The 18,620-nt window shown below is 57.7% G+C and carries 19 protein-coding genes; 12 read left to right on the top strand and 7 right to left on the bottom strand.

Translation table 11 applies throughout. The features are described 5' to 3' along the window. Window positions 1-6: 6 nt before the first annotated feature. Window positions 7-423: a hypothetical protein gene (locus Mal65_RS00485; RefSeq protein ID WP_145292657.1), complete on the bottom strand. Its 417-nt coding sequence runs from the start codon at window positions 421-423 to the stop codon at window positions 7-9. Continuing rightward, window positions 420-854 (bottom strand): acyl-CoA thioesterase, encoded by a 435-nt coding sequence (locus Mal65_RS00480; protein WP_145292655.1) that lies wholly within the window; start codon window positions 852-854, stop codon window positions 420-422. Before Mal65_RS00480 ends, Mal65_RS00485 begins: the two co-directional genes overlap by 4 nt. Window positions 855-1,179: 325 nt before the next feature. Here Mal65_RS00480 and msrA point away from each other — a divergent pair, with 325 nt between their 5' ends. The 8 genes from msrA (at window position 1,180) to Mal65_RS00440 (ending at window position 9,607) form a co-directional block, all read left to right on the top strand. After that, window positions 1,180-1,905 carry a peptide-methionine (S)-S-oxide reductase MsrA gene (msrA, locus tag Mal65_RS00475; protein WP_145292653.1) on the top strand — a complete coding sequence of 242 codons (726 nt, stop codon included), beginning with the start codon at window positions 1,180-1,182 and terminating at the stop codon, window positions 1,903-1,905. Window positions 1,906-1,908: 3 nt separating this feature from the next. After that, window positions 1,909-2,424, top strand: a complete 516-nt coding sequence (locus Mal65_RS00470) for a hypothetical protein (protein ID WP_145292651.1) — start codon at window positions 1,909-1,911, stop codon at window positions 2,422-2,424. A gap of 297 nt (window positions 2,425-2,721) precedes the next feature. Then, complete coding sequence (locus Mal65_RS00465; protein WP_145304513.1) at window positions 2,722-3,576, top strand: sugar phosphate isomerase/epimerase family protein; 855 nt, start codon at window positions 2,722-2,724, stop codon at window positions 3,574-3,576. A 4-nt stretch (window positions 3,577-3,580) separates the two neighbouring features. Further along, entirely contained in the window at window positions 3,581-4,138 is a 558-nt protein-coding gene (locus Mal65_RS00460; protein WP_196784465.1) for a DinB family protein, read from the top strand. 46 nt (window positions 4,139-4,184) lie between these two features. Next, complete coding sequence (locus Mal65_RS00455) at window positions 4,185-5,489, top strand: glucuronyl esterase domain-containing protein (protein ID WP_145292649.1); 1,305 nt, start codon at window positions 4,185-4,187, stop codon at window positions 5,487-5,489. Next, complete coding sequence (gene hrpB / locus Mal65_RS00450; RefSeq protein WP_145292647.1) at window positions 5,489-8,041, top strand: ATP-dependent helicase HrpB; 2,553 nt, start codon at window positions 5,489-5,491, stop codon at window positions 8,039-8,041. The genes Mal65_RS00455 and hrpB overlap by 1 nt, the downstream gene beginning before the upstream one ends. Window positions 8,042-8,084: 43 nt before the next feature. Continuing rightward, window positions 8,085-8,759: an ABC transporter ATP-binding protein gene (locus Mal65_RS00445; protein ID WP_165700979.1), complete on the top strand. Its 675-nt coding sequence runs from the start codon at window positions 8,085-8,087 to the stop codon at window positions 8,757-8,759. Next, complete coding sequence (locus Mal65_RS00440; protein WP_145292643.1) at window positions 8,756-9,607, top strand: ABC transporter permease; 852 nt, start codon at window positions 8,756-8,758, stop codon at window positions 9,605-9,607. The genes Mal65_RS00445 and Mal65_RS00440 overlap by 4 nt, the downstream gene beginning before the upstream one ends. 10 nt (window positions 9,608-9,617) lie before the next feature. On the opposite strand, the gene Mal65_RS00435 is transcribed toward Mal65_RS00440, so the two are convergent. The 5 genes from Mal65_RS00435 to Mal65_RS26275 form a co-directional block, all read right to left on the bottom strand. After that, entirely contained in the window at window positions 9,618-10,994 is a 1,377-nt protein-coding gene (locus Mal65_RS00435) for an MBOAT family O-acyltransferase (protein ID WP_145292642.1), read from the bottom strand. A 15-nt stretch (window positions 10,995-11,009) separates the two neighbouring features. Then, window positions 11,010-12,092, bottom strand: a complete 1,083-nt coding sequence (locus tag Mal65_RS00430) for a hypothetical protein (RefSeq protein WP_146441012.1) — start codon at window positions 12,090-12,092, stop codon at window positions 11,010-11,012. Between the two features lie 33 nt (window positions 12,093-12,125). Then, window positions 12,126-12,560: a peptidylprolyl isomerase gene (locus Mal65_RS00425; protein ID WP_145292638.1), complete on the bottom strand. Its 435-nt coding sequence runs from the start codon at window positions 12,558-12,560 to the stop codon at window positions 12,126-12,128. 144 nt (window positions 12,561-12,704) lie between these two features. Further along, window positions 12,705-13,241, bottom strand: coding sequence for a hypothetical protein (locus tag Mal65_RS00420; protein ID WP_145292636.1), 537 nt, complete (start codon window positions 13,239-13,241; stop codon window positions 12,705-12,707). Between the two features lie 300 nt (window positions 13,242-13,541). Beyond that, window positions 13,542-13,757, bottom strand: coding sequence for a hypothetical protein (locus Mal65_RS26275; protein ID WP_165700978.1), 216 nt, complete (start codon window positions 13,755-13,757; stop codon window positions 13,542-13,544). A 44-nt stretch (window positions 13,758-13,801) separates the two neighbouring features. On the opposite strand from Mal65_RS26275, the gene Mal65_RS00415 reads away from it, so the two are divergent. The 4 genes from Mal65_RS00415 (at window position 13,802) to Mal65_RS00400 (ending at window position 18,619) form a co-directional block, all read left to right on the top strand. Next, window positions 13,802-14,374: a HEAT repeat domain-containing protein gene (locus Mal65_RS00415; RefSeq protein WP_165700977.1), complete on the top strand. Its 573-nt coding sequence runs from the start codon at window positions 13,802-13,804 to the stop codon at window positions 14,372-14,374. Next, window positions 14,374-16,005, top strand: a complete 1,632-nt coding sequence (locus tag Mal65_RS00410) for a sulfatase family protein (protein ID WP_145292632.1) — start codon at window positions 14,374-14,376, stop codon at window positions 16,003-16,005. The genes Mal65_RS00415 and Mal65_RS00410 overlap by 1 nt, the downstream gene beginning before the upstream one ends. Window positions 16,006-16,303: 298 nt before the next feature. Further along, window positions 16,304-17,323, top strand: coding sequence for a glutamine synthetase beta-grasp domain-containing protein (locus tag Mal65_RS00405; protein ID WP_145292630.1), 1,020 nt, complete (start codon window positions 16,304-16,306; stop codon window positions 17,321-17,323). A gap of 297 nt (window positions 17,324-17,620) precedes the next feature. Further along, entirely contained in the window at window positions 17,621-18,619 is a 999-nt protein-coding gene (locus Mal65_RS00400; protein WP_145292628.1) for a serine/threonine protein kinase, read from the top strand. Window position 18,620: the final 1 nt, after the last annotated feature.

The following is an 18,620-nucleotide window of genomic DNA, read 5'->3' as shown; positions in this document are numbered from 1 at the left end:
CCGACACTAACGTTTTTTGTCGGCGACTGATCCACAGTTTCGATCAAGCCATTTCAGGCACAAGCCACCGACCACGGTCGACATCGACTCGCCCCATGTCCACCAACTTGGCAATCCGGCCAGCCAATCAATCACCAACTGCAGCACCCCCAACAACACCGTTCCCGCTGCGGCAAGCGCGATCAATGGTCGGTATCGCGTCAGGTCCGATGCCACAACCAGCAAGACGGCACCCACAAATCCATACATCAGTGACAGATGACGGGCCAGGTAGAACGTCAACGGCGAATCGGGGAACGGATCAAACCCAAGGAAAACTGAGATCTGGGTGATCCAGTGCGCCGGCATCACGGCGGCACCGAATGCGAACAGGCTGACACCTCCGACCGCTTGCAGAAACCATTTCAGCGGTTTGTCGCTCATGACCAGGGCGGTGTGGGGGTGGAATCCGGAATAACCATGCGGTCGTAAACTTCATCAGGCAACGAGACGGCTTTGCGGACACGCAAATCGGCCAGCACCCAACGGGTTTGCACACGAGCCAAAATCATGCGATCCGCTGGACGGCAAATCAAGTACTTTCGCCGAATCGCCATTCGCATCTTTTCGCTGATCCAGGTGCGAATCACCAACTGGTCGCCTACCAGGGCGGCGGCGCGATAGGTCACTTCGTGCTGACGCACCACCCATCCGAATCCGCGTTTCAACTCCGCCGCGGCATCCCATCCGGTCGACGCCGAATGATCCCGCGCCGCCCACAGTGTCCACTGCAAATACCGCAGATTGTGAACGTGTTCCTGGGCATCAATTTCATCCTGTTCGACGACATGGTGCAGATCAAAAACCGACGGCATACCTCTGGTCCGTTTGCGGTAAACTGGAAAAATTCGCCTCGAGCGAATTCCCTGATGCGGAATCCTCCCGGTGCGTGGCCCCAATCGAACGTGCCCGACGTCTTTCGCCCAGGGGGGCGGTCGATCGCCGTATCGCGCACGGTTTGACCATTAAGACGGCTGTTCAAACGACTAAACTGGCTACTGAAGGGGCGCGGCATGATGGGCCGAACAGCTTGCCAGAGGCGGGAATCCATGGTGTCTCGACATTCACTTATCCGCGAACCGCTCGTCCCATTTCGTTTCTGACTTCAACCGCAATCCACCGGAACCCACGGAGCCATCAATGACATTTGCCCCGTCCATTCGATCAATCGGCGTCGCGCTGTTGGTGCTGCTTGCCGCCGGGGGTTGTGACTCCTATGCCCAATCGTCTCGTTCAGGATCGGCACGAGTGAATCAATCGCAAATCAAATCTGACGGAAACTTTTCCGAAGTCGTCACACTGGCCGGCGGCTGTTTCTGGTGCACCGAAGCGGTCTACGAACAATTTCAACAGTCAGGAAAAGTCGGCGAGGTTGTTTCCGGCTATATAGGCGGCACCAAGGCGGAAGCCAACTACGAAGCCGTGTGCAGTTACAAGCGTCCGATCCCCGGCAAACCGCTGCACGCCGAGGCCGTCCAGGTCCACTATGACCCAGACAAGATCAGTTTCGAAGAAATCTTGGAAGTCTTTTTCAAGACGCATGACCCGACCAGTCTGTACCAACAAGGCGCCGACAAGGGACCGCAATATCGGACCAGCATCTTTTATCACAACGATGAACAGAAAGCTGCGGCCAAGGCCTACATCGACAAGCTGAATAAGGAAAAGGTGTATCGCAGAGAGGTCGTCACTTTGCTGGAAGACGGCACCGGAAAGTCCGAAACCAGCACGTTTTATCCGGCCGAGGAGTACCACCAAGATTACTTTCGGCGAAATCCCTACCAAGGCTACTGCCAAATGGTCGTCAGCCAAAAGGTTCGCAAGACTCGCAACTTGTTCGAAGACAAGTTGAAGTTGGATCCTTGATTCGTGAAGACGCCTCTGCTATCTCCGGTGCGATCCCTTGTTTTCTTTGCCGTCGGATTTTCGGTGGCTTCGGCAGGCCTGGTCGCCCAAGGTCAAGTCGTTCAGCTGCCGACGTTCCGTACATTCAGCCACAGCGGCAGCGTTCTGGTGCCCGATGGCGGGACAGCGGTTTTGGGTGGCAATTCATCCGCGTTCCGGTCACGATCACTACGAGGCAACGGGCAATCGTCGGCACGATCCTTTGGCGGCGGTTCGGTGACTGCGACGATCATCGATTTAGACGCGATGGATCGAAAAATGCGTGGACTCGATTCGACCGCTCGTCGAACTGACGTGACACCGGCGGATCACGTCGAACGAATCGAGGAGGGAAAATCGCTGGTCCGTTACGCCCGAAAGATGGCGTCGATGGGCAAGCTTAGCCAAGCCCGCATGGCCTATAAAATGGCCATCGGCAAACTGGACGGCCGGCTGGCCGAATTGGCCGCCGCCGAATCGCGGCGGCTTCTGCAACCGTGACGCGATCGGCCACCATTTCTTGACGTTTTTTGCCACGGCGAATCCTGATCGATGGCGAATTCTGACGTCGACATTGGTTCGCTGTATCCTAGGCGATTCCATCAAAGATCCAGCTGCGATCGAATCTTTCCCACCTTGGATGAACCGCCTGCCATGAGAACCCACCGACGCCGATTGATCACGCTGGCCGCATCGGGCGGTCTGCTGGCAGCGATGGCCGACTTGATTCCCACTTCAATTGCATCGGCCGAACCGAAATTGCCAAAAGGTCCGGAAACGGCAGGCATCGGGATCGCGCTGAACACCAGTACCATCCGCGGACAAAAACTGGACATTCGCCGACAAATCGACGTCACCGCCGCGGCCGGCTACGACGGAATCGAACCTTGGATTCGTGATCTTCGGAAATACGTCGATGATGGTGGCGATTTGGATTCACTGAAACGTCAGATCGATGATGCGGGGCTGAAGGTCGTCAGCGCGATCGGGTTTGCACAATGGATCGTCGACGATCCCGAACAACGCGCCGCCGGTTTGGCCGAAGCCCGTCGTGACATGGAATTGGTCCGCGCGATTGGCGGGACCCACATGGCGGCACCACCGGTCGGCGTTCATCGTCCCAAACCCGGTGATGCGATCCCCAGCTTGAAAACCATCGCCCAGCGTTATCACGATTTGTTGGACGTCGGCGCGGATGTCGGCGTCATCCCGATGTTGGAATTGTGGGGCTTCTCGCCGGTCCTGGGATCGCTGGGTGACTTGGCGTACGTGTCGGCCGGCGCGATGCATCCGGACGCGTGTGTGCTGCCGGATTTCTATCACATTTACAAAGGCGGCAATGACTTTGCCGGCTTGGGAATGATCGAAGCCTCTCGGATGCCGGTTTTTCACATCAATGATTATCCCGACCAACCGGGTATCAGTGAGATTGCCGATAAAGACCGTGTCTTTCCTGGTGATGGCGTCTGTCCACTGGTGTCGATCATCGCCGGTCTGATCGATCGTGGCTTTTGTGGGACTTTTTCACTGGAGCTTTTCAATCCAGACTACTGGAAACGAGACGCGGCCGATGTTGCCCGCGAAGGCTACGAAAAATCACAAAAGGTTTTGGCGGCGGCCGTTGCCGAAAGCGAACTATCCAAGGAGTCCTAGTCGTATGTCACTGATGGCCAACGCAATCGCCGAAAGCGGCCAGCACTGTATGAATTACGCTCGACAGTTGCTGCAAGATATCCCCGCCTCGCAGTTCGCACGATTCGCAAGATTGGGTGACACCGTGGTGGCGTCCAATCATCCGGCGTTCATTTTCGGTCACCTAAGTTTGTACGGTTCGCGCGTGGTGAATGAACTGGGCGGCGATGCGTCGGCCGTCATGCCAACCGATCGATACAACGAACTGTTTTCGCCCGTGGCGGAATGCGTCGACGATCCTGACGGAACGATTTATCCACCCATGGATGAAATCACCGAACGGTTCTTTGCCAGTTACACTTCCGCGGTCGATGCGCTTCGCCAGGCTGATGACGCAACCCTGTCGGCGGTCAATCCGAACGAACGTGGTCGCGCCAAGTTTGCGACAATGGGATCCATGCACGCGTTCTATTTGGGCGGGCACTTGATGATCCACCTGGGCCAGCTAAGTGCTTGGCGGCGGATGCAGGGCCTGGGTCAAGCCAGCAAACCCGCTTTTGCAAGCGGTTCGCCAAAGAGTTGATGTCTGCGGGCAATGGAACTTTCCTTTCAACACTGAAGTCCAAACGATGCTACGAGTCCCCTTTGTCGCCCTGTGTGCCATGTTTCTCGGTGTGACCACGGCCCGGTCGTTTGAACCGAACTATGACGAAGCCAAGATTCCGCAGTACCAACTGCCGGACCCATTGTCGTCATCCGACGGTGCGTCAATCACGTCGTCGCAGCAATGGGAAAGTGTCGGACGCCCGGCAACGTTGAAGCTTTTCCAAGACCACGTCTATGGCGTGTCACCCGACCCGGTGCAACAAAACGTGACGGTGCAGGGCAAGGTCGTTAGCCGCAAAGATGATGCGTTGGGCGGCCGGGCGATTCGTCGTGAAATCGATGTGACGGTGACCCACAACAACGCCTCGCTGACGATGCAAATGCTGGTCTACACCCCGGCATCGTCACAGGGCCCCGTGCCGACATTCTTGGGCTTGAATTTTCAAGGCAATCATTCGGTTGATCCGGATCCGGCGATTCGTATACCCGACAGTTGGATGCGCAATCGCAACAACGGCACGACCGACGGTAACCGTGCAACCGAAGCCGGCCGCGGTGTCGCCGCCGACCGCTGGCCGATCGAAACCATTGTTGGCCGAGGTTACGGCTTGGCGACGATCTATTACGGCGACATCGATCCCGATCAAGACGACGGTTTTCAAAACGGTATCCACGGTCTGTTCGCCGATTGGAATGCTTCAGCCGATCCACAGACACGCTGGGGCAGCATCGCCGGTTGGGCATTCGGCCTAAGTCGGGCTTTGGACTTTTTGGAAACCGACGCACAAGTGGATGCCCGAAACGTGATCGTGATCGGGCACTCGCGACTGGGCAAAACTGCGCTTTGGGCCGGGGCGACCGACCCCCGTTTTGCGATGGTGATCAGCAATGATTCCGGATGCGGCGGTGCAGCATTGTCGCGTCGTGCGTTTGGCGAAACGGTCGGTCGCATCAATCAGTCGTTTCCGCATTGGTTCAACGATCGCTTTCAAGACTACAACGAAAACGAATCCGCATTGCCGGTGGACCAGCATCAACTGCTGGCGTTGATCGCCCCGCGGCCACTGTGCGTTGCCAGTGCGACCGAAGATCGCTGGGCGGACCCCCATGGCGAATTTTTGTCCTGCGTCCATGCCAGCCCGGTCTATCGACTTTACGGCGTCAGCGGCATCGGCTTGGCCAGCGATTCGGTGGACATGCCAAGTCCCGAACAGCCCCTGCAATACGGACACATCAGCTATCACCTGCGTATCGGCAAACACGACTTGGCCGAATATGATTGGCTGCGATATCTGGATTTCGCGGACAAGCATCTGATGAAACGTTAATGCCACTGCCGATCGATGAAGTGCTGTCCAGGATCGTTTCATCGATCCAAGCGGCAAGGCCTGTGGTTCTGAAAGCCCCGCCGGGTGCCGGCAAAACAACCGGTATTCCGCCGGTGTTGCTGAAAGAAGGGATTCAACAGTTCGGTCAAATCTTGCTGATCCAGCCACGGCGTTTGGCCGCGCGGAGCGCGGCCAGTCGGATCGCATCGACGTTGGGTGAAACGGTCGGTGACCGTATTGGTTACCACGTGCGTTTTGACCGTCGCATCGGGGCACGCACCGAGCTGGTTGCGATGACGCCGGGCATGCTTTTGCGGCGACTCAATGACGATCCGCTTTTGGATTCGGTCGGCTGCGTCTTGCTGGATGAATTTCACGAGCGGTCGTTGGAATTGGATCTATGCCTGGGCATGCTGCACCGGATTCGAACCACGCTGCGGGATGACCTGCGGTTGTTCGTCATGTCGGCGACCCTGGATCCCGATCCCATCGTTGACTTTTTGGGCGAAGGCGACGCGGTGGTCAGCCAAGGCCGATCATTTCCGGTGGAAATCCGCTATCGGCCGATGCAGTCGCGTCAGCGAACCGAAGATGCCGTGGCCGATTTGTTGCCCGAGGTCCGCGATGCCACCGATGGCGATGTCCTGGTATTCCTTCCGGGTGTGGGCGAAATCAAACGTACATCCCGACGCCTAGCCCACGTAGCATCGACACTGGGTTACGAGGTTGCCGAACTGTACGGCGATCTGTCGCCGGAGCAACAGGATCGCGTGCTTCGACCGGGCGATCGTCGCAAAGTGGTGTTGTCGACCAATGTCGCTGAAACTTCCGTGACGATACCGGGCGTGACCGCGGTCATCGACGGCGGTCAAGCCAAAGTCATGACGTTTCATGCAGCGGTCGGATTGCCGCGACTGCAGCAACAACCCATTTCAATGGCGTCGGCGGATCAACGTGCCGGCCGAGCAGGGCGTACCCAACCGGGAATTGCCTATCGACTGTGGCCCGAAGCGATGAATCGGTCCCGTCCCGCCTACGATGTCCCCGAAAGTCGGCGAAGCGATCTTTGTCAGACCGTCTTGATTTTGGCGCGTTGGGGAGAGATCGACGTCGCGTCGTTTCCATGGATCGACCCGCCACCGTCGAAATCGGTCGATCAAGCAAAAGCGCTGCTTCGCCAGTTGGATGCGATTGATCAAGACGGCAAGATCACGTCCGATGGCTATCGCATGTCAAACATGCCGTTGCACCCGAGGCTGTCGAAACTGATTCAATCCGGGCATCGCTGGGATGTGCTATGGCCCGCTTGTCTGACCGCCGCGATGCTAAGCGAACGCCCGTCGCTGGGGAATGCTGATTCTGGATCAAATTCGCAAGACGGATCGGCTTCCGGCGAAGCATCCGTATCCAACGGCTGGCCGGAAAACGATTTGGCCGACACCATCGATCGCTTACAAACACTGTCGAGCCAGAAGACGCAACGTTCCAGCGTCGAAGCCCAGGTCGTTCGTGTCGCACGCCGATTGGAAAAGATCGCTCGTAGCGATCGTGATGCGGCCCCCGCCCACAACGAATCGGCGGCCAAACTGCCGGTGGGTCAACGTTTGGGCAGGGCGTTGCTATCGGCGTTTCCCGACCGGATCGCTCGGCGTCGTGACACGGCAAGTGCCCAAGGTGTGATGATCGGAGGTCGCGGCGTGCGTTTGATGCCGTCCAGCACCGTCGCAAATTCCGCGTTGTTCCTGTGCATCGACGTCGACAGTGGCGATACGGAGGCCAAAGTTCGATCGGCGGTCGGCATCCAACTGGATTGGCTGGACGACGAGCGGGTTTCGCAAGTCGACGAAGCCGAATTCGATCCATCAACCGAATCCCTGGTGATGCGACGAAGAACCTATGTCCAAGACCTATTGATCAACGAAACCCCTATCCAGTGCGTTCCCAATGAATCCACCGCCGAGGTTTTGCTAAGCGAGTATCTGAAGCGATACGGCTGGTGCCCACCCGATTGCCACAACAGCGTCAACGAATTCGTTGCACGTGTTGAATTCCTGCAGAAAAACGCTCCGGTACTTGAACTGCCGCCGATCGGCCGTGAACAGATTGAACCAACCCTACGAATGCTATGTGCACAACACATTCGACTCTCGTCGGTTGTCGATGCGTCATGGATTGATTTTATGCGAGCGGCCTATACCTACGAACAACTGCGACAGATTGACCAAAACGCTCCTGACAGCCTGACCGTTCCCGGCGGATCACAACGCAAAATCGACTATTCCGAAGCGGATCGCCCCACCATGTCCGTCAAGCCGCAGGAATTGTTCGGATGGACCGAATCGCCCCGATTGGCAATGTCCCGTGTGGCGTTACGATTTCAGCTTCTCGCCCCCAACGGCCGACCACAGCAACTGACCGACGACTTGGCCAGTTTTTGGAAGAACACCTATCCGCAAGTCCGCAAAGACCTGCGAGGGCGATATCCCAAACATCATTGGCCCGAGGACCCGTTGACGGCAACGGCCACACGAAACGGATTGAAGCCACGCTGATACCTGTGGCGTTCATCGTCATGGCGTTATCGGAGGCATCCCGTTGACCGAACTGATCGCACGAAAGCTACGACACGTCGCCCCGGACACGAATCGCGTGTTGCTGGATGATGTCGAAATCCGGGTCTGCGGTTCGGATCGAATCGGATTGGCCGGCCCCAGTGGCAGTGGAAAATCCACGCTACTTCGCAGCCTTGCTTTGTTGGAATGCCGCACGACAGGGTCGATCGATCTGGACGGAACCCGAATCCAACAAGGTGACGTGCCGCGATATCGACGTGACGTCGCCTACTTGGCTCAGCGACCAGGCTTTGTGGCCGGCACGGTCGAAGACAACCTGCGTCTGCCGTTTCAATTCCATGCGGCCGACCAGGCTCATTCCGCCAACCAGAAGTTTGACCGATCCGCGGCGGTGGATCGCTTGAAGGCGTTCGGTCGTTCCGACGCTTTTCTAGATCAAGATGTCGCAACCCTAAGCGGCGGCGAACGTCAGATTGCATCTTTGATTCGGAGCCTGCTGATCAATCCAAGAATCTTGTTGCTGGATGAGCCGACGTCGGCGCTCGATGCCGACGCCGCCACCGTCGTTGAAAACGTGATGCAAGATTGGCTGCAAGCATCGGGTGACCGCGCATGGGTCTGGATCAGTCACGACACGAGCCAATTGAAACGGGTCGCCGACGGGACTTGGACGATGAATGAAGGAAAGTTGCGATGACCGGCCTGTTATTGTTGTCCGATGCAACAGCGACGGCACCGACGTTGGATTGGTGGCAGGTCGCGATCGCCGCTTTGCTGTTGGCGGTCAACGGTCTGATTTCTTGGTGGCTGCGTTTGAAACTGGAACGCAAGATCTTGGTCGGAGCCGTTCGGCTGTGCGTTCAGCTGGGTCTGTTGGGGCTGATCCTTCACCAGATTTTCAGCCTGACGCATCTGTTGCCCGTGTTGGCATTGGCGTCGGCGATGACCGTGATTGCGGGGGTGTCCGCGGTCGGACGAGTCACCGACCGGTTTCGTGGCATCTATCCAACAGCCATCTTTTCGGTTTGGGCCAGCAGTTGGCTGATCACGGCGATCACGGTGTTGCTGATCGTACGACCACAACCATGGTTCAGTCCCGCCGTATTGATTCCGCTGCTAGGCATGGTCCTGGGGAATTCGCTGACGGGCATTTCCTTGGGGATGGACCGATTCCTATCCGAACTGAATCATCGTCGTGATGAAATCGAAATGCGATTGGCATTGGGCGCCGATCGGTATGAGGCGACTCAGGCCGTGATGGCACATGCAACGGGTGCTTCAATGATTCCGATCTTGAACACCATGTCGGTTGCCGGAATCGTCAGCATCCCCGGCATGATGACCGGACAATTGCTGGCCGGTGCGCCGCCACTTCAGGCGGTCGCCTATCAAATCACGATCATGTTCGTGATCGCATCAACAATCGCGTTGGGTGTCATCACAGCACTCAGCCTTACCGTTCGCCGCCTGACCACACCCTGGCATCAAATCGACTGGCACGCACGACAATCGGCAAAATCACCGCGTCGGCGGTCGCGGTCATAAGAATCAAGATTTAGAACTGGAAATAGACGAAGGGCCGAAACCCTTGGGGCGCGTACAAAACCAGACTCCAAAGGAATATCGCCGTCACCACCGGTGAATACCAACGATCCGCCGGCAACCTTCGCGGACGCCGCCATCCCGCGGCCCAGCAAGCGTGTTCAATCACCATGACGCCGATCATCAGCAGGGGCAGCGGTGGGAACCAGTCAATCCCCGCGGTCGGCCATGACATTCGTCCCAAGATGCTCATGGCGCTAGACACGTCGGGACTGCGGAATAGAACCCAACCGACCAAAACGACCATTGTGGTCAGCCCCCACCCCACGCCGCGAGACAATCGAAATCGTGTGGTGGACATCCGGTGAACGGCCAGCCCCAAACCATGCCAGATTCCCCACAAAGCGAATGTCCACGCCGCACCGTGCCACAACCCACCCAGTGTCATCGTGACCATCAAGTTCACATAAGTCCGGCTGCGTCCCAGGCGGTTTCCGCCCAACGGAATGTAAAGATAATCCCGCAACCAACGTGACAATGTCATGTGCCAACGTCGCCAAAACTGGGCCATGTTTGACGACAGGTACGGGTGTCGGAAGTTGGGTGGAAACCGGTACCCCATCATCTTGGCGGCTCCGGTCGCCATGTCGGTGTAGCCTGAAAAGTCATAATAGATCTGACCGGCATACGCCACGACGGCGATCCATAGGGTCACCGTGCTGTACAGATCCGGTCCTGCAAAGACGACATCAACCGCTTCCCCCATCCGATCAGCGATCAAGATCTTTTTCACGGCGCCGCGCAACAGTTGCTGAAATCCCCCGTACATCCGCCGTTTCGAAAACGTCGGACGCACCGCCAGTTGTGGCAACAGTTCCTTTGCGCGAACAATCGGTCCGGCGACCAATTGCGGAAAGAACGCAACGTACAGGGCGAAATTCAAGAAATTTGATGTCGCCCGCAGCCTTCGCCGATAAACGTCGATCGTGTAGCTGAGAGTTTGAAATGTATAGAAGGAGATCCCGACCGGCAAAATGATCTGCAACGTCTGGGATCCCCATCCCCAGTGCCCCCATACATCGGCCAGTGATTCGATGAAGAAGTTGTAGTATTTAAAAAACCCCAGCACGCCCAAGTTGACACACAAACTGGTCAACAGAAACAAGCGCCGAATGCTTTGTGATTGGGAACGATCGATCTGCCGGGCGGCGATGAAATCGACCACCGTGGACAGAATCAAAAGACCGCAGAACCGATAATCCCAATAGGCATAAAAGTAATAGCTGGCTGCAAGTAGAATTGCATTGCGCAGTGTGACGCGACGTGTCGCCCAGACCAGTGCGATCACCAATGCCAGAAAGATCGGAAATTCCAGTCGCGTGAATCCCACCGATGACCGTCCTTTCTATCGTTCCGGTGTCGCAATCACGTCTTGTGTCAACGCAACATGCTGGGCGATTCGCTGGGCAATCAACTGATAGCCGTGGGCATTCAAATGTCCCACGCCGATCTGTCCGTTATGGAATCCATGCGGCCAGTCACCCGAATCGGCTGCGTCAATCAAATCGTTCGTCACGTCCAACCAGTGCAGCCTGGTGTCGGAAGCCGCGGCGCGCAACAAGCGAATGTGGTCCGGATGATCCAACGAACGCACGACGCGACCATTCACGATCTCGGGACGTCGAGGCGCGTGAACGATCAAAACGGGGCGATTGGTGGACTCGGCCAATGCCTGCATGGCCTTCTGCCAATCGACGCGTTCGTTTTCCGAGGCGACCGTCGGGAAATGGCCGGGAACGTCGCCCTTCGCGACGGGGCCTACCGTCCATCGCCAACGTCGAATGTTGGCCCCATCGTCCTGCGTTAGAACGTGCCTGGCCGCTTGAATGACGAAAGCGGGAAGCAGGGCGGCCCACGCGTTTTTTGACGCCGGGGCGGTACCATCGGTTTCGGTATTGTTTCGACCGATATCGGGCGAGGTCGTGTCGTGCTGTTGCAGCACGGCCAAGTCTTCCCAGTCGACCATCAAAATAACATGCGCGTCGATTCCAAGGGATGCTTCGGTTCGCGGAATCTGTTCGATCCAGACGGCCGCGTCTTCACCGCTGCGTGCTAGCGGATAAACGGCCACCGAACCATGGGGATCGATCGCCCGTTCGATGGCCGCAAACAACTTGTTCGAATCATCGACCGCAACGCCTTCGGCTTGGCTGTCGCCCCAAAGTGCGATACGTCGACGCACCGACGGGCCATCGGCCAATCGTGTTCGGCCGGGCATTCCGTGGGGCCCGATGTGCGTGTTCGCATAACCTTCGCTCCGCCAGCGATAGACCGCGTCCTCGGGCAGGGTCCAGGTCTTGCGAACCGGATCCATGGTCAGCGGAACATAGCTGCGGACGAACCACGGTGATGTCACCGCGATGATCAGAGTGCCGAAAAAAAGGCCGATCAACCAACGGCTGATCAGCCTTTTCGAAAACGCAATCATGACTTACCAACAAGCATCGGCAGGCAACGACGATCAGCCTTCGTCAGACACACTGACCTTGGTCATCTTGTCACCCTGTTCGATGGCATCGACGACGTCTTGGCCTTCGATGACCTTGCCGAACACGCTGTGACGATTGTCCAAGTGCGGTTGGGCTTCGTGGGTGATGAAGAACTGCGATCCGTTGGTGTTGGGACCCGCATTGGCCATCGACAAAACACCGGGTCCGTCGTGCTTCAATTCAGGATGAAACTCGTCTTCGAATTGATAGCCCGGTCCGCCGGTGCCGGTGCCTTGGGGACACCCGCCTTGGATCATGAAGTTCGGAATCACGCGGTGAAACGTCAGACCGTCGTAGAAGTTCTTGGCACACAGGTCTTCGAAATTCTTCACCGTGTTGGGGGTCTTGTCGGCGAACAATTCGATCTTGATGGTGCCCTTATCGGTTTCGAAGGTGGCAACTTTCATGGTGTCAGTTCGTGTTGTTGGGAATGAAGTATCGAGAGAGCAATATTTTGGGGGCGCTTCGGCGTGGCCGGGTGACCGCGATCACTTGGCCACGCCTTTGCGTTGGACATTACAAAATGCAGTGTTGAAAGGATTCAACAGCGACTACGGGGCATCCGTTTCGACTTCGATGCTGAAGTCGTCTTCGCCCATTTCGAGATCGCCGGCATCGATGTCGCCCATATCGGTATCGAACCCGGTGCCTTCCAGCGGAACATCGTAGGTGGTGCCGTCGGGCATAATCAATTCGGCCGAAGCGACGTCTTCGCCCTGTTGTTCGATTGCCAACTGGGCATCCGATTTGGAGCCGACGATGTCGACGATCATTCGGTTTTCGCCCGGATTGTCTTGGGCGTACTGGGCCGTTTCCTGCAGATTGATTGACGCCGATTCGATGTCGCCAACGTTGTCCTGGATGACCGGATTGTCGCTCAGCTGTTCGACGATCGCCATGCCGGCAAATTCGGTGAACTTGGATGCAAAGAAGTAGCCGCCGCCACAGCATGCGAGGGCACCCACCAACAACAGCGCCGCCAAGATGCCCAAGACCCACAGCCAGGTGTTGGATTTTTTGGCCGGCGGTTGCTGATAACCGGCGCCTGGGTTCTGGTTTCCGAACGGATCATTGGGCGCGTTGGACATAACGTGACAATCCTTGCGTGTTTGCCTTGACCGAAAAAGAAAAGGCCGTGCGTAAAATTTGGTTCTGATTTGAAGAGCAACGTTGACAGCGAACGCCTTCACCGGCGCTGCACCCGGTCATCATCGCATTTGACCGTTGACCCGATCATCATGCGACTATCGTTGTCGTTCTTCACCGTAGCGGTCATTAGAACGGAACGGTTCGGCCAGGAACAGTCGATGCGGCGCTGCGAATTGTCCCCGAAATTGGAGTGATTCGGCGGCATTGAACATGACTTTGGGCAATTCCGATAAAATGCGTCAGCGTTGTTTCTGTGACGGCCCATCGCTCGCACCCGCCACGGCCGAATCGGCCGATCCCGCTTGGCCGGGACGACGGCCCCCGTTTTCGGCCGCACTCCCAGGGACTTGGCTTCGGTGGCCGAGCACCAACATTTCCCAAGACCATGAATTCACATCTCTCTTTCCGCTGGCCGCGGGACCGCCGACATCGGCAGAGTCCGCGATGTCAGTCACCACTGTTGTTTGTCCTGAGTCTTTTCTGCCTTGCCTGTCCTTCGGTGTCGGCCGACGACGCAGATTCGGCAAAGCCGGACGATCGATTGACCGTCGATGTCGTGGCCGGTCGCACCGCCGATGAATGTGTGGGCGAATTGGATTCAACCGAGCGAACGGATCGGTTGCGGGCGTTGCGATCCTTGGCCCCCATGGGCGTCTCCGTCGCGCCGCAGGTTGGCCGATGCCTGGAACACGACGATCCCGCGATGCGATACCTGGCGTGCAGCATTCTGGGCGACTGGGGCCCGGAAGCGGTCAAGCCGTTCGGCGACACTCTGAAACGTATCGTCAAAACGGACCCGATGAAGTCGACGCAGATGGCTGCGGCCTACGCGTTGTGCCGTGGTGGTGAGATGCAGCAGTACCTGGCGACACTGACCGATCGCTTGGAATATCCCGAACGTGGCATGGCGTGCTGTGCGGCGGAACTGATCGGCCGGTTGGGTCCCGATGCCAAAGACGCCGTGCCCGCGTTGCAGAAGGCTTACCAGACACACAAGCCCGGCGGTGGCGGTGACTATCACATTGGCGGTGCCGCCAAAAACGCACTTCGCAAATTGGGAGCGGTGGACTGATGAAACTAACACCAATCATTCAACGGTTCGTCGCCGCCTGTTTGTTTCTGTCGGGTGCAGGACAAGCAGCCATCGCCGACGACCGCCCCAACATTGTGTGGATCAGTTGCGAAGACATCTCACCGAACCTCGGTTGCTATGGCGATCCGCACGCGATCACGCCCAACTTGGATCGTTTGGCGGCCGAAGGCGTCCGGTTCGATCATGCGTTCACGACCGCCGGCGTCTGCGCCGTGGTCCGCAGCAGCATCATCACGGGGATGTACCCGCCGTCGATCGGTTCCCAACACATGCGCAGCCGGATCATTTTGCCGCCGGGTGTCCGACCGTTTCCGGAACTGATGCGGGCCGTGGGATACTTCACGACCAATCGTGAAAAGACCGATTATCAATTCGAACCCACACCAGCGATTTGGGACCGCCAGGGCAAGAAGCATCAAGACTGGCGGGAACGCCCCGATCCGGATCAGCCTTTCTTTTCAGTGATCAACTTCACCGTGTCGCACGAGAGCCAAGTGCGTCATGGCGAAAAGCGTCACGCCGAAGTCATCGACGAAATCGGCGAAGCCAACCGTCACGATCCCATCGAATGCGCCGACACGATGCCCGATTACATGCCCAACACGCCGGCGGCGCGGAAGAACTGGGCTTGGTATCACGACAACATCACGTTGATGGACAAGATGGCCGGCGAAGTGCTGGACCGTTTGGAACAAGACGGCTTGGCGGACAACACGCTGGTGTTCTTTTGGAGCGACCACGGCATGGGGCTGCCGCGTGGCAAACGTTGGATCTATGACACCGGAACGCTGGTGCCCGTGATCGCCCGCTGGCCGGATCATTTGGACGCCGGCGGCCGTCGTCCTGATTTGGTCACACTGATGGACTTGGTACCGACCACGTTGCAAGCCGCCGGGGTGGAAGTCCCCGACTACATGCACGGTCGCACGTTGTTCACGGCAGACCAAAGCGACGATGTCAGCAAAGAACCGCCGTACATCTTTTTGCACCGTGACCGGATGGACGAAGTCTACGAGCTTCAACGAGGTGCCCGCGATCGACGCTGGAAGTACATCCGTAACTATCATCCGGATCGTCCGTATTCCCAGCGTTTGGACTACATGGACGAAATGCCGATGATGCAAGATTGGCGTCGGATGAATGCGGCCGGCCGGTTGTCCGGCGGCCAAGCCAACTGGTTCCAACTGCCCAAGCCGATCGAGGAACTGTACGACACCGAAAAAGACCCGTGGGAATTGAATAACTTGGCGGAGCTGCCTCAATATGCGGATCGGTTGGCGCGGATGCGACAGGCCACCGAGCGATGGCAGACACGCATCGGCGACACCGGAATGATCCCCGAAGCGGTATTGATGGAGGAAATGAAGCCGGGGGGCAAAATGCCGCGAACGCTTCCGCCGGAAATCGAGTTCACCGATGGGAAAGTCCACTTGCGAAGCCCCACCGAAGGCGGTTCGCTGGTCTATCGCATCCGCACGGGGGACCAGTGGTCCGGTTGGCAGTTGTACGTCGGACCGATCGACGCGCCGGCGGTACCGCTGCAGGCGATGGCGTGTCGTGCGGGTCTGCGCGACAGCAAACTGTCCGACTGGCGACCAACGGATCGCTAGGGCTGGGACCAGACCGCCACGTTGTAACGGACCCGCTTTCACGTTACCCGGCAGCCTAGGGGAGACCATGTTCCCTAGGCGCCGGTCATGGGGACCAGACTACCCACGCTTGAAATTTCGGCTATTTTATGGTTCCGCTTGGAAGTATGGCCCCGCTGGTCGATTCTGAGCCACACCGGGCATCGGTTGGGTAGAACCGTGTTCATATTGAGTGTGCTTCATTTGTGTCGGGTTTGACGACATAAGGCGGCACAGACAGGTCAAACTCGTTCTGATTCACCAAGGGGGAATCAATCTTATGACCAAGTGCAAGTTGGAATACATCTGGCTGGATGGCTATCAGCCGACCCAAACGCTTCGCAGCAAGACCAAGATCGAAGACGATTTCAGTGGCAAGCTGGAAGACGCGAAGGTTTGGAGCTTCGACGGAAGCAGCACCGAACAAGCCAGTGGTGGCTCGTCGGACTTGTTGCTCAAACCCGTCTACATCGTCCCCGATCCGGGCCGCATCGGCACCGGTTTCCTGGTGATGTGCGAAGTTTTGAACTCCGACGGAACCCCGCACCGCACCAACGGTCGCAGCACGATCCACGACGACGACAACGATTTCTGGTTCGGTTTCGAACAGGAATACACGCTGTGGAATCCGGAAACGGACAAGCCGCTGGGCTTCCCCTCCGAAGGCTACCCCGGACCGCAAGGCCCGTACTACTGCAGCGTCGGTGGCGGTCGTGCAGTCGGACGCGAAGTCGTCGAAGAACACTTGGAACTGTGCTTGCAAGCCGGCCTGAACGTCGAAGGCATCAACGCCGAAGTGATGATGGGCCAGTGGGAATTCCAAATCTTTGCCAAGGGTGCCAAGGAAGCCGGGGACCAAATCTGGCTTGCCCGCTACCTGTTGGATCGCACCGCCGAAAATCACGGCCTGACGATCAATTACGAGCCCAAACCGGTCAAGGGTGACTGGAACGGCAGCGGCATGCACGCGAACTTCAGCAACACGACCCTGCGGACCTGCGGCAGCCAAGACGTGTACGAAGCGATCTGCCAAGCTTTCGAGCCGCGGATCAAGGAACACATCGACGTTTACGGTGCCGACAACGATCAACGTTTGACCGGTTTGCACGAAACCCAGTCGATCGACAAATTCAGCTACGGCGTTTCGGACCGTGGTGCTTCGATCCGGATCCCGATCGGAACCGTCGAAAGCGGATGGAAGGGCTGGTTGGAAGACCGTCGCCCGGCATCCAACGCCGACCCGTACATGGTCGCCAGCGCGATCATCGCGACCGTCAAGAGCGCCGCGGTTCCCGCGTAAGCGACCGCGTTTGACGACGTCGAACATCTGTCAGGCCCGATCGCGTGATAGCAACGCGATCGGGCCTTTTTTTGTTGACCGACCATGCCATCATGCCCGCTGCGTGAATCACCCCGTCGCACGATACAATGAAGCAGGCACGGCCGACCCAGTCGGACCCGGCAGACATGCCGGCCTGGCCGACAAGACCGGCCCGGCGTTTCGGTATGTGACATAAAACGGCAAAAACTGCCGACGTCGCTTCGAAACACCGTCGCCCACCCCACGTCGCTCAATCGATCTGCTGAACTTCACGCCATGACCGTCGAACCGTCGATCATCTTGTCGGGAACCGATCCCGATCTGCCGACCAAATTGCCGTCGGGACTGCAGCGTTACACGGGCCTGAAAGAAATGGCGCGGGGCGGCAGCGCGATTCTTCGCAGCGGCTTTGACCGTATCGTCGGTCGTACCGTGGCTATCAAGACACTGCTGCCGGAAACCAAGAACGACCGCAAGGAACGGCGACGGTTCCTGCGAGAAGCCCGCGTGACTGCACAATTGCAGCACCCAAACACCGTGCCCGTCTACGAGATCGGCAACGATCTGATGTACGGAATTTTCTTCGTGATGAAACGAATCTCGGGGGAAAACTTCTTCGAAATCCTGAAGCGAATCGCCCGCAGGGACGAAGCCACGGTCGAAGCGTTCCCGTTGCGCCGGCGACTGGATGTCGTCGCCGACACCTGCCAGGCACTTGCCTATGCACACGCACGTGGCGTCATTCACCGTGACGTCAAACCGGAGAACATCTGGGTCGGAAACTTCGGCGAAGTCATCCTGCTGGACTGGGGAACCGCCAAGGTCTGGGGACACGCCGACGACAACGAACCGATCCGGAAAAGCACACTGGCGCAGAAACCCGACCAGGAAGACCAACAACTGACCACGCTGACCGGTGGCGGCCAGCGTCCCGGCACGCCGCTTTATATGTCACCGGAGCAGGTGTCCGGTAATCGTGGCATTGATGAACGATCGGACATCTTCAGCGTCGGCGTGGTCCTTTACGAAATGCTGGCCCTGCGGGAACCTTTCCGTGGCCGAAACATTGACGAAACGTTTGATAACATCCGCAGCAAGGACGTTCCCCCGCCCAGCGAAACCGCGCCGGATCGTCAAATTCCGGCCTTGGCGGATCAGGTCGTCATGAAAGCCATCCAAAAGCGCCCCGGCGACCGATATCAATCGATGCGTGATTTGATCGCGGCGATCGGTGAAATCCGCGACCAGGAAATCCACGAGCCCCAGGACCCATAGT

The sequence above is a fragment of the Crateriforma conspicua genome, assembly GCF_007752935.1.
Taxonomy (GTDB): Bacteria; Planctomycetota; Planctomycetia; order Pirellulales; family Pirellulaceae; genus Crateriforma; species Crateriforma conspicua.
The sequence above is the reverse complement of the archived record's forward strand: the minus strand, read 5'-3'. Positions and strand labels throughout refer to the sequence as shown.

What these genes read in the sequence shown, in the direction of transcription:
- Mal65_RS00485 (WP_145292657.1), bottom strand. Translation starts at nt 423, where the DNA reads ATGAGCGACAAACCGCTGAAATGGTTTCTGCAAGCGGTCGGAGGTGTC.
- Mal65_RS00480 (WP_145292655.1), bottom strand. Translation starts at nt 854, where the DNA reads ATGCCGTCGGTTTTTGATCTGCACCATGTCGTCGAACAGGATGAAATT.
- msrA (WP_145292653.1), top strand. Translation starts at nt 1,180, where the DNA reads ATGACATTTGCCCCGTCCATTCGATCAATCGGCGTCGCGCTGTTGGTG.
- Mal65_RS00460 (WP_196784465.1), top strand. Translation starts at nt 3,581, where the DNA reads ATGTCACTGATGGCCAACGCAATCGCCGAAAGCGGCCAGCACTGTATG.
- Mal65_RS00455 (WP_145292649.1), top strand. Translation starts at nt 4,185, where the DNA reads ATGCTACGAGTCCCCTTTGTCGCCCTGTGTGCCATGTTTCTCGGTGTG.
- hrpB (WP_145292647.1), top strand. Translation starts at nt 5,489, where the DNA reads ATGCCACTGCCGATCGATGAAGTGCTGTCCAGGATCGTTTCATCGATC.
- Mal65_RS00440 (WP_145292643.1), top strand. Translation starts at nt 8,756, where the DNA reads ATGACCGGCCTGTTATTGTTGTCCGATGCAACAGCGACGGCACCGACG.
- Mal65_RS00430 (WP_146441012.1), bottom strand. Translation starts at nt 12,092, where the DNA reads ATGATTGCGTTTTCGAAAAGGCTGATCAGCCGTTGGTTGATCGGCCTT.
- Mal65_RS00425 (WP_145292638.1), bottom strand. Translation starts at nt 12,560, where the DNA reads ATGAAAGTTGCCACCTTCGAAACCGATAAGGGCACCATCAAGATCGAA.
- Mal65_RS00420 (WP_145292636.1), bottom strand. Translation starts at nt 13,241, where the DNA reads ATGTCCAACGCGCCCAATGATCCGTTCGGAAACCAGAACCCAGGCGCC.
- Mal65_RS00410 (WP_145292632.1), top strand. Translation starts at nt 14,374, where the DNA reads ATGAAACTAACACCAATCATTCAACGGTTCGTCGCCGCCTGTTTGTTT.
- Mal65_RS00405 (WP_145292630.1), top strand. Translation starts at nt 16,304, where the DNA reads ATGACCAAGTGCAAGTTGGAATACATCTGGCTGGATGGCTATCAGCCG.
- Mal65_RS00400 (WP_145292628.1), top strand. Translation starts at nt 17,621, where the DNA reads ATGACCGTCGAACCGTCGATCATCTTGTCGGGAACCGATCCCGATCTG.